General features: G+C 43.4%; 18 protein-coding genes and 1 riboswitch. Of the genes, 7 read left to right on the forward strand and 11 right to left on the reverse strand.

What is annotated here, in order from left to right:
- Positions 1-10: 10 nt before the first annotated feature.
- From recO to HC026_RS01045, 5 genes are read right to left on the reverse strand one after another with little or no spacing between them, the layout of a single operon-like run.
- The gene (gene recO / locus HC026_RS01025; protein WP_168924125.1) at positions 11-790 is read right to left on the reverse strand and encodes a DNA repair protein RecO; all 780 of its coding nucleotides are present in this window, start codon (positions 788-790) and stop codon (positions 11-13) included.
- A 14-nt stretch (positions 791-804) separates the two neighbouring features.
- Complete coding sequence (gene era, locus HC026_RS01030; protein WP_168924126.1) at positions 805-1,710, reverse strand: GTPase Era; 906 nt, start codon at positions 1,708-1,710, stop codon at positions 805-807.
- A gap of 14 nt (positions 1,711-1,724) precedes the next feature.
- The gene (locus HC026_RS01035; RefSeq protein ID WP_168924127.1) at positions 1,725-2,126 is read right to left on the reverse strand and encodes a diacylglycerol kinase family protein; all 402 of its coding nucleotides are present in this window, start codon (positions 2,124-2,126) and stop codon (positions 1,725-1,727) included.
- Complete coding sequence (ybeY, locus tag HC026_RS01040) at positions 2,110-2,595, reverse strand: rRNA maturation RNase YbeY (RefSeq protein WP_168924128.1); 486 nt, start codon at positions 2,593-2,595, stop codon at positions 2,110-2,112. The genes HC026_RS01035 and ybeY overlap by 17 nt, the downstream gene beginning before the upstream one ends.
- Before the next feature lie 17 nt (positions 2,596-2,612).
- Positions 2,613-3,581, reverse strand: a complete 969-nt coding sequence (locus HC026_RS01045) for a PhoH family protein (RefSeq protein WP_168924129.1) — start codon at positions 3,579-3,581, stop codon at positions 2,613-2,615.
- A 207-nt stretch (positions 3,582-3,788) separates the two neighbouring features.
- Between HC026_RS01045 and HC026_RS01050 the strand changes: the two genes are divergently transcribed.
- On the forward strand, positions 3,789-4,550 hold the full coding sequence (locus HC026_RS01050) for a flavodoxin family protein (protein WP_168924130.1): 762 nt from the start codon (positions 3,789-3,791) through the stop codon (positions 4,548-4,550).
- A gap of 75 nt (positions 4,551-4,625) precedes the next feature.
- On the opposite strand, the gene thiE is transcribed toward HC026_RS01050, so the two are convergent.
- Positions 4,626-5,258 (reverse strand): thiamine phosphate synthase, encoded by a 633-nt coding sequence (thiE, locus tag HC026_RS01055; protein ID WP_168924131.1) that lies wholly within the window; start codon positions 5,256-5,258, stop codon positions 4,626-4,628.
- A gap of 161 nt (positions 5,259-5,419) precedes the next feature.
- Positions 5,420-5,509, forward strand: a riboswitch (TPP riboswitch).
- 111 nt (positions 5,510-5,620) lie between these two features.
- On the opposite strand from thiE, the gene thiS reads away from it, so the two are divergent.
- Genes thiS through HC026_RS01075 form a run of 4 tightly spaced genes read left to right on the forward strand, consistent with a single transcriptional unit; the run spans position 5,621 to position 8,481 of the window.
- Complete coding sequence (gene thiS, locus HC026_RS01060; protein ID WP_168924132.1) at positions 5,621-5,821, forward strand: sulfur carrier protein ThiS; 201 nt, start codon at positions 5,621-5,623, stop codon at positions 5,819-5,821.
- Positions 5,822-5,834: 13 nt separating this feature from the next.
- Positions 5,835-6,479 (forward strand): sulfur carrier protein ThiS adenylyltransferase ThiF, encoded by a 645-nt coding sequence (gene thiF / locus HC026_RS01065; RefSeq protein ID WP_168924133.1) that lies wholly within the window; start codon positions 5,835-5,837, stop codon positions 6,477-6,479.
- A gap of 11 nt (positions 6,480-6,490) precedes the next feature.
- Positions 6,491-7,261 (forward strand): thiazole synthase, encoded by a 771-nt coding sequence (locus HC026_RS01070; protein WP_168924134.1) that lies wholly within the window; start codon positions 6,491-6,493, stop codon positions 7,259-7,261.
- Positions 7,258-8,481 carry a Zn-dependent hydrolase gene (locus HC026_RS01075; RefSeq protein ID WP_168924135.1) on the forward strand — a complete coding sequence of 408 codons (1,224 nt, stop codon included), beginning with the start codon at positions 7,258-7,260 and terminating at the stop codon, positions 8,479-8,481. Before HC026_RS01070 ends, HC026_RS01075 begins: the two co-directional genes overlap by 4 nt.
- Before the next feature lie 80 nt (positions 8,482-8,561).
- Here the strand turns inward: HC026_RS01075 and HC026_RS01080 are convergent, their stop codons facing one another.
- Positions 8,562-9,008, reverse strand: a complete 447-nt coding sequence (locus HC026_RS01080; RefSeq protein WP_168924136.1) for a GatB/YqeY domain-containing protein — start codon at positions 9,006-9,008, stop codon at positions 8,562-8,564.
- Positions 9,009-9,088: 80 nt separating this feature from the next.
- Complete coding sequence (rpsU, locus tag HC026_RS01085) at positions 9,089-9,274, reverse strand: 30S ribosomal protein S21 (RefSeq protein ID WP_054655423.1); 186 nt, start codon at positions 9,272-9,274, stop codon at positions 9,089-9,091.
- A gap of 205 nt (positions 9,275-9,479) precedes the next feature.
- On the opposite strand from rpsU, the gene HC026_RS01090 reads away from it, so the two are divergent.
- Positions 9,480-10,319: a pyruvate, water dikinase regulatory protein gene (locus HC026_RS01090; RefSeq protein ID WP_168924137.1), complete on the forward strand. Its 840-nt coding sequence runs from the start codon at positions 9,480-9,482 to the stop codon at positions 10,317-10,319.
- Positions 10,320-10,387: 68 nt separating this feature from the next.
- The gene (locus HC026_RS01095; RefSeq protein ID WP_168924138.1) at positions 10,388-11,233 is read left to right on the forward strand and encodes a GNAT family N-acetyltransferase; all 846 of its coding nucleotides are present in this window, start codon (positions 10,388-10,390) and stop codon (positions 11,231-11,233) included.
- Positions 11,234-11,275: 42 nt separating this feature from the next.
- Here HC026_RS01095 and HC026_RS01100 read toward each other — a convergent pair whose 3' ends face one another.
- From HC026_RS01100 to HC026_RS01110, 3 genes are read right to left on the reverse strand one after another with little or no spacing between them, the layout of a single operon-like run.
- Positions 11,276-12,205, reverse strand: a complete 930-nt coding sequence (locus HC026_RS01100; protein ID WP_168924139.1) for a deoxyribonuclease IV — start codon at positions 12,203-12,205, stop codon at positions 11,276-11,278.
- Positions 12,205-13,428, reverse strand: coding sequence for a CDP-glycerol glycerophosphotransferase family protein (locus HC026_RS01105; RefSeq protein WP_168924140.1), 1,224 nt, complete (start codon positions 13,426-13,428; stop codon positions 12,205-12,207). The genes HC026_RS01100 and HC026_RS01105 overlap by 1 nt, the downstream gene beginning before the upstream one ends.
- Before the next feature lie 23 nt (positions 13,429-13,451).
- Positions 13,452-14,258, reverse strand: a complete 807-nt coding sequence (locus HC026_RS01110; protein ID WP_168924141.1) for an ABC transporter permease — start codon at positions 14,256-14,258, stop codon at positions 13,452-13,454.
- Positions 14,259-14,268 lie beyond the last annotated feature (10 nt).

Consider the following 14,268-nt stretch of genomic DNA (forward strand, 5'->3'; position numbering starts at 1 on the left):
GCGTTTTACTTTATTCATTTTTCGAGTTATCTAGCGGTTTCCACTTCATCATTTGATCAATAAACCGTTTAGACTTGGGATAAACACCAATGGTATCAGAATAAATCATGTCCAACGCACGGCGTAAATGCTGCTTAGTTTCCTCATGGACACTAATGTTCTTTAACTTGGTTAGATCAATTGCTGAAAATTGGCGCAAATAGTAAATCGTCCGCTGATCCAAATCCAAGCGATTAGGGTCTAAATGCCAATGAGCTTGACACAGCAAACCGCCATAAGACTCAGAGTAATCAAAGGGCAAGTCTGTCCGACCACAAATCACGCATTGCCGTAAATTAGGCTGAACGCCGAATAAACCCATGATTTGAACCTCAAAAATGTTGCAAATAATGGCTTCATCTAAGCCGTCGTTAATCAACGACAGCGCATGGAATAAGCGCTGATACCAGCCACCAAGTAACTGATCATCAGGGATTGCCATATCTAACAGTGACATGATGTATGTGGCGTAGGCGTTCTTAGAGATATCCTGGCCAATGTGAGTAAAGTTAGCAGTATCCTTGGCCGCATTGATGAAGGACAGTCCCGGTTGACGAATATCCCCCGCGTACACCCCATACGTAAACGGCAGCAAGTCAGCCGTCATTTTAAAGCCGCGCTTCTTGGCACCGCGAATAAAGAACATCCGCTTACCGGCTTCTTCAGTGAAAAATTTGATCAGCATATCTCTCTCGCGGTACGCTTTTTGATACATGACAATGCCATGAAAGTTCATGAGTTGTCCAGCCATTGGATCACCACATTCTAATAATCGTCTTTACGGTAACCGTAAGATTGTAAAGCTGACGACTTATCCTGCCAGTCTGGCACAACCTTGACCCAAAGTTCCAGGTAAACTTTATCACCTAGCAGGTTTTCAATGTCTTGCCGAGCTAACGTACCAATCTTTTTCAGCATCGAGCCGCCCTTACCAATCAAAATACCCTTTTGCGTTGGTCGGTCTACGATAATCGTCGCTTGGACGTGAATCTTCTGTTCGTTTTGCCGACTCATCTTATCGATGACAACCGCAACTGAGTGAGGAATTTCCTGACGGGTCAGCTGAAAGATTTTTTCGCGGATCAATTCAGAAACAATAAATCGTTCTGGGTGATCGGTCACCTGGTCTTCAGGATAATATTGAGGCCCTTTTGGTAGCTTACCAGTCAATTCGCTAAGAAGTTCTTCAACGTTGTTGCCTTCTAAGGCTGAAATTGGTAGCACTTCTTGCCAGTTTAAAGCATCTTTGTACTGATCAATGACCACTAACAAATCGTCTGGTGTAATCTGATCAATCTTATTAACCACTAAATAGACCGGTTTTTTAACGGTCTTCAACCGATCAATAATAAAGTTATCACCCGCACCACGCCGTTGCTCAGCGTTGACCATCATGATGACTGCATCAACCTCATTCAAGGAAGATAAAGCAGACTTCATCATATAGTCACCTAATTCGCTCTTGGGCTTGTGAATTCCTGGTGTATCAATGAACACAATCTGAGCATCGTCAGTCGTGTAGATACCTTGAATTTTGTTACGTGTTGTTTGTGGTTTATCTGACATGATGGCCACTTTTTGCCCCACCACCCGATTCAGCAAAGTTGATTTACCAACGTTAGGGCGACCAACAATGGCCACAAAACCACTACGGTAATTTGGATTATCCAAAATTTTCGTTCCTCCTATAAGTGAATATGAAATTCGTGCATCAGTTCCGGAATAAAAATCAAACAGCCGATCACCAAGGCAAAGATGGCTGCAATCAATACGCCACCAGCAGCAACGTCTTTAGCTTTCTTTGCTTCATCATGATAATGATGACCAACAATTAAATCAACGATAGACTCCACCACGGTATTTAAGACTTCGGCAACGACTACGACGAAAATAGCTAGGGTAATCCACAGCCATTCGTTAATGGTTAATTGGAGCCAAATACCCATGATAATTGCAATAACAGCTAAAGTAATATGCTTGCGGAAATTCCGCTCGGTGGACACTAAACTATAGACCCCACCTAAAGCATGCATGAGTGACTGAAAAAAATTGCGATTTTTATTCACTTGTTTATCGTTTAAGCCCATAAGCGTCGAGTATATCCCTTTGTAGTTTGAACATCACTTTTTCGTCTTCTGGCTCCATATGGTCATAGCCGTTAAGGTGCAGAAAGCCATGCACAACCAAAAAGCCTAGTTCCCGTTCATAGGAATGTTCAAGGTATTCTGCCTGTTCGCCAACTTTATCAACAGAAACAAAAATATCACCAATGTTTTCGGGAATTTCTTCTTCTAATGCTTCGTCCATGACAATTGGAAATTCATCATCTTCCGCACTATCCTCAATGGCAAAACTGATCACATCGGTAGCCCGGTCAACGCCACGATATTCACGATTAATTTCTTGAATTCGGTCGTTATTGACGAACGTAACTGACATTTCGGTGTTTTCTTTTAACTTAATATACTTACCGGCATATTCGAGAATATTTTTCACTAACTGAACGTGTTCTTCGGGAACCCCATTTTTAGTCTCATCATAAATTTCTAAATCCATATTTTATCTACTCGTCCTTATTTATTTTCCACGGCTTCATAAGCGTTAATGATTGCAGCAACAACTGGGTGACGAACAACATCATCCGAGGTAAATGTGACAAAGTTGATATGGTTAACGTTCTTCAATATCCCCATTGCTTGAACCAGTCCGCTTTGACTATGACGTGGTAAATCAATTTGGGTAATATCACCATTAACAATCATTTTTGAGCCAAAACCAAGTCGGGTCAAAAACATCTTCATCTGCATATTCGTCGTGTTTTGAGCCTCATCCAAAATCACAAACGCGCCGTCCAAAGTTCGGCCACGCATGTAGGCCAGCGGTGCGATTTCAATGACACCACGTTCCATCAAACGATTAGTGTGTTCAGCACCAAGAATTGCATACAAGGCATCATAGATTGGCCGCAAGTAAGGGTCAACCTTTTCCTTCAAATCGCCTGGCAAAAAGCCTAAGCTCTCGCCTGCTTCAACGGCCGGACGGGTTAAAATGATCTTTTCCACATCACCGCGTTTCAACGCAGCAATTGCCATCACCACCGCTAAATAAGTTTTACCGGTACCGGCTGGGCCGACGCCAAAAGTCACATCATTGTGTTTGATGGCATCAATATACTGTCGTTGACCGTAGTTTTTGACCCGAACTGCCCGACCTTTAGCATCTTTGATCAGCGTTTCGGTGTATAAATCTAAAAAGTACTCCAAAGTACCATTATCAGCCATTTTCATAGCACTAACCACATCGGCACTATTCAGCTGAATGCCTTGCTGGATGAGCTGATCCATATTTTTTAAAATGGCCATGGCCTTTTGAACCTGAAACGGCTCGCCGGTAACTTTAATGGAATTACCAAATGGATGAATCGTCACGTTTAACCCTTCTTCTAAGAGTGAAACGAAGTGATCTTGCGCACCCAAAATGGCGACTCCCTGTTCCGGATTGGCTAGGATATATTCTTTTTCAGTTTGCGTATTGTCAGCCAAAAACTATTGACCCCTTTACATTAAAATAGATTTCTTAGACCATTATACGACAAAGCAACCAGAAAAGCTCGAACAAGTGTTACATAAGCGATTGGACCGCTGTTAACTTCTTGATAAGCACTATTTCACTTATCACCATATAACAAAATTATCACACCAAATATAACATTTTTGAGTTATGATATTGCCTAGATAGGAGGGACTATTTTGAAAATACTTGGGATTCTTGGGGCTCACAAGCAAACCGGCTTAACTGCTCAAATGCTGTCGGCCGTTTTAGAGGGTGTGCCCGCACCCCACACAACCGAAACCATTTACTTGGAGGACTACGATTTTCACCCTGATCAAATTAATCACCGCGATCCCATATTGGATCAACTGACTGACAAGCTTCTGGAAAGTGACGTCTGGATCTTAGCAGCGCCCACTTATTGGGGTGGCCTGTCGGGTAGAATGAAAGATTTTCTAGATTGCATGCGGGGGCGCCTAGTCCGTTTTGATCACAAAGGTGGCACTCATCCTGATCGATTCGAAAATAAGCACTATATGAGCATTACCAGCTGTTATGCCGGAACATTTGAAAATTTTGTCTCTGGCATTACCGATAATAGCTTTCGGACCATAGACAAAATTATGTCTGCTGCAGGTCTAATCAAAATTAAAGAGTTGGTTCTACCAGGTACTCTGTTTATGAAACAAATTCCAGCTACTAAGTTAGCAGAATGTAAGCGTTTGGGCAGCAAACTAATCACTAAACCGAAACGAGATGATAATACATTGAAACGTTATATTGAACTTTTCTGCATGATTGCCGTAATGGCCTTTTTAACAATGGGTATCCAGTTTTTATTCCACTTGGTCTCCGCCAGTGAGTTTTGGGTCGTCTATGCTAGCTTTGTCCTGATTTTCTTTGTGTTGTTAGCCAGTATTTTACACTTCTTTACGGTTGTTAAACATCGCCGCCGCTAAGGATTATTGTATCTAGCAATTATACGTTTGTATATAGCAAATAGTCACTCATTATACTAGTTGAGTGACTATTTTTTAATGTGTAATTGCGGTTACTTTTTGTCGTAACTGTTGAGTGGCAGTCAATGGATCATCAGCCTTCATGATTGCCGAAACAACCGCCACTCCGTCAACACTAGCTGGCTTTACCGCTTCTACGTTGTTTACGTTTAACCCGCCAATGGCGTAAACCGGAATGTCGACCGCTTGTTTGATTGCTGCCAGCATAGTAACACTCGTTCGAACGGTTTCGACGTGAGTAGTCGTTGGAAAAATGGCACCGACTCCCAGATAATCAGCCCCCTGTTCAACTGCTGCATAGGCCTGATCGAGCGTCTTTGCTGTAGCGCCGATAATGGCATCCGGTCCCAAGATCTGTCGAGCTATTGCCACCGGCAAATCCTGTTGACCAAGGTGCACACCTGCCGCCTTGACTGCCTGTGCAATATCTAATCGATCATCGATGAGTAAAGGAATGTGATATTTGTCGGTAATCTGTTTGACAGCATATGCTCGCTGAAAATATTGCAAACTGGTTAAGTCTTTTTCACGCAGTTGGACAAGATCCACGCCACCCTGACAGGCTGCTTCAATTCGCTTTAAAAAATCACTCTCCGAATAGTTCAATGCATCTGTGACTAAATACAACGGTCGATTATTAATTGTCATGATGTCCTCCTGATTGACTGAATTTCGAATACTCGCAAACAGTCTAACCAAAAGTTACGTGCTTGTCACGTGAATATTTCTTGCTTGACTTCCACAACGTTCTAGCTTATAAATATAACCAACGGGTCGCAATCCGGCTCAAAACTTAAAATTAAATAACGTTAGTTCGTCTGGGGTGCCAATTGGCTGAGAATATACCCATCGAACCTGATGTAGTTTGTACTACCGAAGGAAGACAACTTTTACTGACTTATCAGTCCAAAGATCTTCCTGTGCGAAAGGTCTTTTTTCGTGCAGGAACGGACCATGAGCCTAAATTGATGAACCCCCTTCCTCGTAGACAAACGGAAAGGGGCTTTTTTATGGTTACTGTAAACGGCGAGCCATTAGCGGACGCTGCTGGCCAAAACCTACTCACCTTTTTACAACAACGTCAGACACCGGTAGATAACGTTGTTGTGGAGTTGAATGGGACGATTATTCATCGTCCAGAGTACGAGCAAACACTAATTCAGCCGAACGACAAACTGGAACTCATTTCGTTTGTCGGCGGCGGTCGTTAAAGGAGTGATGTGCATGCAGCCAACTATTCAAGGAATGTCCATCGATAGCGTTTATCAAGGGATGAAGGACCGCAACGTCGCAGATTCCACGGACCGCTTAACCGCAGCTCACGTTACCATTGCCGGTGCTGGTGGTTTAGGTTCCAACATCGCCATTGCACTGGCTCGAATTGGTGTTGGCCATTTGACCCTGATCGATTTTGATCAGGTCGAACTCAGCAACTTAAACCGCCAGCAATTTAAGCTTAGCCAGGTCGGTATGGATAAAGTCACCGCCCTTAAACAAAACTTGCAGGAGTTTAACCCATTTGTCACCATCAACGCACTGGTAAAAGAGGTCACTCATGATAACGTTGCTGAGCTCTTTTCCGACGCAGACATTATCTGTGAAGCCTTTGATAATCCCGGTGCTAAAGCGATGCTGTTAGATTCAGCCAGTGAATTTTTCCCCGACAAGCCGATGGTGATGGCTACTGGAATGGCTGGTACCCATAGTTCCAATACAATTACAACTAAGCAAGTTCGCCCCAACCTGTACATCACAGGCGACGGTACGACTACTGGTGCTGAAGGTCTCATGGCACCACGGGTCATGATTGCTGCTGGTCATGAAGCCAATATGATTACCCGTTTGATTTTAGGCGAAACAAATATTTAGGAGGAAAACACATGTCAGAAGAAGCAGATTTACTCACCATTGGTGGGCACACGTTCACCTCACGTTTTATCCTTGGATCCGGTAAGTATTCCTACGATTTGATTGATTCCGCCATTAACCAAGCTAAGGCGCAAATCATTACAATGGCCCTACGCCGGACAGACTCAGCAGAGGAGAACATCCTCAACTATATTCCTGATGGGATCACCATTTTACCCAACACCTCAGGATCAACTAATGCTGAAGAAGCCATTCGGACGGCTCGATTAGCTCGAGAGCTTAGCGGCAGCAATTTTATAAAATTAGAAGTTGTTCCAGATAAAAAATATTTGATGCCTGACAACCATGAAACCGTTAAAGCCACCGAAGTATTAGCTAACGAGGGCTTCATTGTGATGCCATATGTCTTACCTGACTTGAACATTGCTAGACAGTTAGTTGACGCGGGTGCTGCTACGGTAATGCCTTTGGCGGCCCCAATCGGCACGAACAAGGGGCTGGCTACTAAAGACTTGATTCAAATTTTGATTGACGAAATAGACGTTCCAGTGATCATCGATGCGGGAATCGGTCGACCAAGTGAAGCGGCTGAAGCGATGGAGATGGGAGCTGCTGCGATTATGGCTAATACTTCCATGGCGACTGCGGAAAACATTCCGCTGATGGCAGAAGCCTTTCGCCTTGGTGTTGAAGCTGGCCGTAAAGCTTATTTGGCGGGTCCTGGCCGGATTATTGAACGCGGAGCCGTTGCCTCATCCCCACTTACCGGCCTCAGCAAATGATTCGCGAAACCAACGACTGGCTGACGTTTAAACACCAGTTTCTGCAAATTATTCAACTTTCTGATGGTACAGAGGGGCAAAATCGCTTGGTCTATTCTCCAAATTGGATTGCTGCACAGTCGGAACTCATTGGATTTGGTCAGCAAATTGGCCTCACGTCGATGGTTGACACCTACGGAAATGTCTACCTGGATCTTCCTGGCAAGGATGACCAAGTAATTGCTGCCGGTTCACACATGGACACCGTGGTTAATGGTGGCAAATATGATGGCTTATACGGTGTTCTTGGTGGTCTGCAAGCAATCAGGACACTAAAAAAACAATTAGGAACGCCGCAACACACCCTTCGTCTCATTTCTTTTAGCGAGGAAGAAGGCAGCCGTTTCAACGCGACCTTCACTGGTTCCAAATTCTACGCATTGCATGAATCGGCGGGTTCATTGGAAGATGGTACTGGTTGGACCTTTGATGATGCTAGACAACAGGCCGTTACCAGGCTGCAATCTCTCAAAAATGTCCTTATCAAACACCCATCGCTTCCGAAAAGCTTTACCGAACTGCACATTGAACAAGGTCCAAGACTCATTAACAATCATGCACAAATTGGCTTAGTTGCCGGTATCGTCGGTCAGCGACGTTGGCTGATAACGATTCAAGGTGAGTCTAATCACGCGGGAACCACACCGATGAACAATCGCCACGATGCTCTGCAAACCACTGTGACGATGATTTCGAAATTAGCTGAGTTTGCACAGCAGATCGGCGATGGTTTAACCTTTACAGTTGGCCAATTAAACGTGATACCCAATGCCGCCAACGTTATCCCTGGCAAAACTCAGTTTACCATCGATGCTCGCCATGCTGACAATCAAGTCTTAGACCAATTTGAACAAGCTATTAACAAAACAAGTGACCAGCTTGAAGATGGCCAGATTACAGTGACTACTGAACAATATGTCAAGGATGAACCGGCAACCTTTGACGCAACCCTGCTTTCACAAAATGAGCAAATCGTTCAACGATTAGGACTCACATCACAGGTCATGGTTTCAGGTGCTGGCCATGATAGTTACGTTATGAATCAAGTGTCACCTACGACGATGATTTTCGTACCTAGTGAAGGCGGGATCAGTCACGCACCTAATGAATATACCTGTTCAGCCGATTTAAAGGCTGGCATTGAAGTACTAATGGCTAGTCTGCAAGCCCAGGCATACTAGTGATTAAAACACTTTCCGATTAATTAAAAAGGGACCAAGTAGTTGTGCTTAACAACCACTCGGTCCCTTTTTAGTATCGCTTATTTACTTAATAATGACTTAACGGTCTGATTCACTAGACTGCCATCGGCCTTACCCTTAAGTTTAGGCATCACAGCACCCATCACTTTACCGAAGTCGCCCATTGAACTGGCACCAACTTCGCTAACAGTATCTGCGACGATTTGCTTAACTTCATCTTCGCTCAACTGCTTTGGGGCATATTTCTCCACCAATTTAATTTCAGCATCCAAGCCATCCACTAAATCCTGACGACCTGCATCCGCAAATTCTTGGCGAGATTCCTTGCGTTGCTTAAGTTCACGAGACAGCACCGTTAATTCCTCGTCATCGCTTAAATCATGACCTAATTTGACCCGTTCGTTGGTCAGGGCTGCCTTGATCATTCGAATGACACTTAACGCAACCTTGTCGCGAGCCTTCATAGCTGTTTTTAAATCTTCAGTAAGCGTGTCTGATAATGACATGTGAAAAACCTCCTAATAATGATTAATTGGTTCTGAATCCTCAAAAAAAGACCCCTGTCAAGCAGGAGCCTCGATGCAACTTAGAAACGCTTCTTGTTCTTGCGCTTTCTTGCTGCTTCTGATTTTAATTTCTTTTTAACGCTTGGCTTTTCATAAAACTCACGTTTACGGTATTCTTGTAAAGTACCGCTTTTTGAAACGGTTCGTTTGAAGCGCCGAAGAGCATCGTCAAGAGACTCGTTTTTGCGAACGACTGTCTTTGTCATGTAAATCCCTCCCTCCGAGCTCTAGTAGTAACCGTTGAAATGAACAACAAAAGAAGCCCTTTCCAATAGTTCCTTTTAATTATACCTACCTAACGCCCACACGTCAATCATTTCAATTAACTTTTACCATATAAATTCAAATATCCGCTGGTGGTTCTGACCTGTGCTAAAATTAGACTAACTATTGAATAACGGAGGTCTTATTATGCCTGAAAATTCAGATATCGACATCTTTATTATCTCAGATTCATCTGGTGAAACTGCATTAACGGTAGCTCAAACTGCGGTGGCGCAATTCCCTGATATTCAAGTGAAGTACCAACGTTTTCCTTTCATTCAGACGGAGTCAATTCTAGCAGGCATTTTAAAAATGGCTGCCCGTAAAAATGCCGTTCTATATTATACCCTAGTTACACCTTCGTTGAGCGAACTGGTCAACCATTTTACAGATGAAAACCAACTTCAAGCTTTCGACTGCCTTCAACCAGCAATCAAAGCGCTAACTAACCGAACTGGTGTCCAGCCCGCTTCCATCCCAAGCATCAACCATAGTCTCACGGATACTTACTTTGACCGGATTGGTGCCATGGAGTTTGCCGTAGCCTATGACGATGGTAAGGATCCCACCGGGCTGTTGAAAGCTGACATTGTCATCCTTGGAGTTTCTCGAACCTCGAAAACACCCTTATCACTGTTTCTTGCAAACCGTGGCATCAAAGTGGCTAACCTGCCACTATCACCACAATCACAACTTCCTGATGAACTCTGGAAAGTTGACCCGGCAAAAATCATTGGTTTAACTAACAGTCCCAAGGTATTACGGCGGATTCGTCAACAACGAATGATTTCCTATGGTTTACCTGCAGAGAGTGCCTACTCAGACGCTGAGAAAATTAAGGCAGAACTTCAATACGCAGACGAAATCTATAAAAAGATTGGCTGTTTGGTGATCAATGTTTCTAACAAGTCGATTGAAGAAACTGCGACACTAATCCTGGAAAATCTGAATTTGCAACCAACTGAAATTGATACGATCAAAGATTAGCTCCCACAGTTTTCAACTAAAAAAACATGTTTGTCAAAACTCACGGTTCACACAAAGGAGTGATTGTCTTGACTCAGATTGGAATCATTGCTGGCAGTCTTCGCAAGGCGGCTTATTCTAAAAAAGTGGCAACCGAACTGACAAATTTACTACCAGTTCAGTTCGAACCCGTTTTTATTGATATCAGCCAATTACCGCTATATAACGCCGATTTAGATGAGTCAGTCGCGGTTCCCGCTTGGGAAACTTATCGTCGGCAGTTGGACAACGTAGCTGGTTTCATCATTGTCACACCAGAATATAATCGAGGTACCACAGGGGCGTTGAAAAACGCCTTAGACATCGGTTCTAAACGCCACAACCACTGGAAACACAAACCAGCCCTAGTGGTTTCTACCTCACCCGAAGCAACTGGCGGTTTTGGCGCAAATCAACAAATTAGACAGTCTCTGGTCACTTTGAATGTCACTCCAGTGCAACGACCCGAAATCTACTTAGGTCACGTTGATCATTTATTCGACGATCAAAACTTAATTACCAACCCTGACACGATTGCATTTCTGCAGACCGCAATCAACGCTTTCGTTAAATTGCAGGCTAAGTTTCAAATTGGGGAAACAGAAGCGCCAACTTCTCCATTAACCAGGTATGAGCCAGGTCGTTTTTATATTAATGATGAAACCGGCCAGCTGTTGGCAGAAATTATTTTCCGTGATCAGCAGAATAAACGAATTAAGATTACCGACACCCGGGTTAACGAACTACTGCGTGGCCAAGGGATTGCTAAACAACTGACGTTAAGAGTCATTCGCTTCGCACAGCTTCATCAACTGACTATCATACCGGAATGTACGTATGCACAACGCTTTGCTGATAAACACCCGGAATATCAGCACCTCTTTACTACCAATTGATTAATAAAAACAGCGTGAGCAATTTCACGCTGCTTTTTTAGATTAATCGTCAAACCCAAGACTAGCGTCGAAAGGCTTTTGAGCCAGTACATCCGCTTCGATATTTGGATTGAAGGTTTGCTGTTTGAGCATTTCAACTTCGTAGCCATAAGGAGCAAATTTATGCTTTTTGTCAACTACCACCCATGGCGTTTCCATGACTTTAGGCACATTGATCAAACTTGGATGATGAGCAACCGCGTTTAAGGCATCAAAGCCGATTGTCCCGTTACCCAGTAATTCATGCCGGTCTTTATGACTACCTTGAGGATTTTTCGAGTCGTTTAAATGAATCACCTGCAAACGATCAAGACCAATGACATCATCGAACTGCTTCAATACACCATCAAAGTCATCTTTAATCGCATAACCAGCGTCACTGGTATGGCAAGTATCAAAACAGACTGATAATTTATCATTATCGGTGACCTGATCAATAATGGCGGCCAACTGCTCAAAGGTGATTCCCACTTCAGTCCCTTTGCCAGCCATGGTCTCCAACGCAATTTTAACGTGTTGATCTGGCTCAATGATTTCGTTTAAGCCTTTAGCAATTTGCGCAATTGCGGCTTCTGGACCGGCACCCACGTGAGCTCCAGGATGCAGGACAATTTGAGTAGCGCCAATTGCTTCAGCTCGCTTAACTTCTTCTCGCAAGAATTGAACCGCAAAGGGATAATTTTCAGGCTTAACCGTGTTACCCAGGTTCACTACATAAGGTGCGTGAACCACAATTTGCTGTAAATGATGGTCCTTCATGAACGCATGTCCCGCGTCAATGTTTAACTCATCGATTGGCTTTCTTCTGGTATTTTGCGGTGCGCCTGTATAAACCATGAAGACATTTTCACCATAGCTGGCAGCTTCTTTAGCTGACCCCAGCAACATATCCTTACCCTTCATGCTAACGTGTGACCCGATTAAAAAAGTCATTATTTCTTTCCCCCTATAATAACCTGAACAACTTTGGTCGAGGCTGATCCATCTTCCCACTCACAATACTTTTGGTTGAATCCTGCCAACTGAGACTGGTAGCCAGAAAAACCGCCTTGCTGAGTAAACTGTTTTAAATACCCATCCAACTCAGCTTCGGTGGTGGCTAACGGCCCCGGAATTTCTGCTTGATAGTCAAAGTAAAACCCTCGCAATTGGTCTCGATAGTGTTCTAAATCATAAGCATAAAATAACATTGGCCGATTAAGATTGGCAAAATCAAACATCACTGATGAATAATCGGTTACCAATAAATCGGTGATCAAATACAGATTAGCGATGTCTTCGTCTGCGATGATTTTTACCCGATCTTCGAACCCGGTAATATCAATGTGATCCTTCACCAAATAATGCGGTCTCAAAACTAGGATGGTTTCTGCACTTACTTGCTCAAAAAAGCGATGCAGGTCAAACGGCAGTTCAAAATGATACTGGCCTGTTTTAATCGCATCATCATCGCGCCAAGTTGGCGCATAGGTGATCACTGTTGCATCGGAAGAGCCAACCAAACGCTGCTTCAACAGGCGAATCACCGCTGAATTATTTTCATGGTAAAGCACATCGTTTCTCGGGTAGCCAATATCTAAAAACTGATTGTGAAATTGAAAGGCTGATCGAAAAATTTGTTTGGAATAGTCATTCGGCGCAATTAAATAATCCCATCTGGCAGCTTCCCTAATAAACTGACAGTAGTAATCAGCAGTTTGGGTTCCCGGAATCGCCACGTGTTCAATATCAACACCCAAATGTTTCAAGGGTGTCCCATGCCAAGTCTGAATGTAAACTGTCCCCTTATTCTTTCGCCACCAATTTGGTAACCTAGAATTTAAGACCCAAAAACCGGCATGAGCCATCAACCAGACCCACTTAAACGAAAAGCGTTTAACGAGCTGAATGTCTGGATACTTGGCATGTAGCTCACGATATCGCCGGGGTTTAACGCCGAAGTATGCAGAAGTTTGAAACTCTGGTTGTTCAGCAACCAATTGACGGTAAATCGCTGCCGGATTATCGTTGATATCATTGCCGTTAAAGCTTTCAAACATGATCAGATCTTTTTTTGCCGGGATACAAATAAACCCATCGTTTAAAACGATGAGTCCATAGCGAATCACGATTTTTAGACCTTTTATGACTTGGTTTTTAAGTCCAGTCAATTTCATCGTAATTCCTCCTTGTTTATTTACTAAATTAAATCAACAAACCGTGAACGGAACTTATAATGCAAGTGTGAACCCACTAGCAAGAAGAACAGCACAATCAACCAGAATTCAATGGTCAACGTTGGCCGTTGCCAGAACCAGCCTTGTCCCAACATTGCTTCTCGGAAGCCAGAGACCACGTAGAAAAATGGGTTTAGCTGTAAGAGACGGGTTGCAACTGGCGGGAAACTACCGGTTTCAAAGTTAAACAGCACACCGGAAATGTAAAACAACATCCGCATCAGTGACTGCAATAAAACGTGATAATCCCGAATTAAAATCGATACCGCAGAGTTAAAGATCCCAAAGGCCAGCAAGAACATAATCATGCAGAAAAAGTAGTAGATCCACTCAATCCAATAGATGCTAGGGCGAATGCCATATATTAATCCCACAACGATTGATACAACCAACATCGTCCAAAACGAACTTAGATTCGACACAATTTTAATTGAAGGTAAGGCCGAGACCGGAAACTTCATCTTAGAAACCATGCTGACACGCTGATAAATACTCTTAGACGCGTCTAGCGTTGCCCGGTTCATGAAGAACCAAGGGGTGATCCCAATCACCATCCACGGCAGGTAATCGATACCACTACTTTGACCGTGCTTTAAACCAACACCAAAGACTAACCAGTAAATACTGATTTGAATCAGCGGGTATAAGTATTCCCAAACCAGCCCTAAATAATGACTTTGATAACTGGCACGATCTTCGTATTTTGAAATTCGGAAAATCATACCTAAACTCTCAAATTGTTCTTTAAATAAGGTAACGACCTCTTTCAAAGGTAACACT

Source organism: Secundilactobacillus angelensis, from assembly GCF_012641075.1.
Classification (GTDB): Bacteria; Bacillota; Bacilli; order Lactobacillales; family Lactobacillaceae; genus Secundilactobacillus; species Secundilactobacillus angelensis.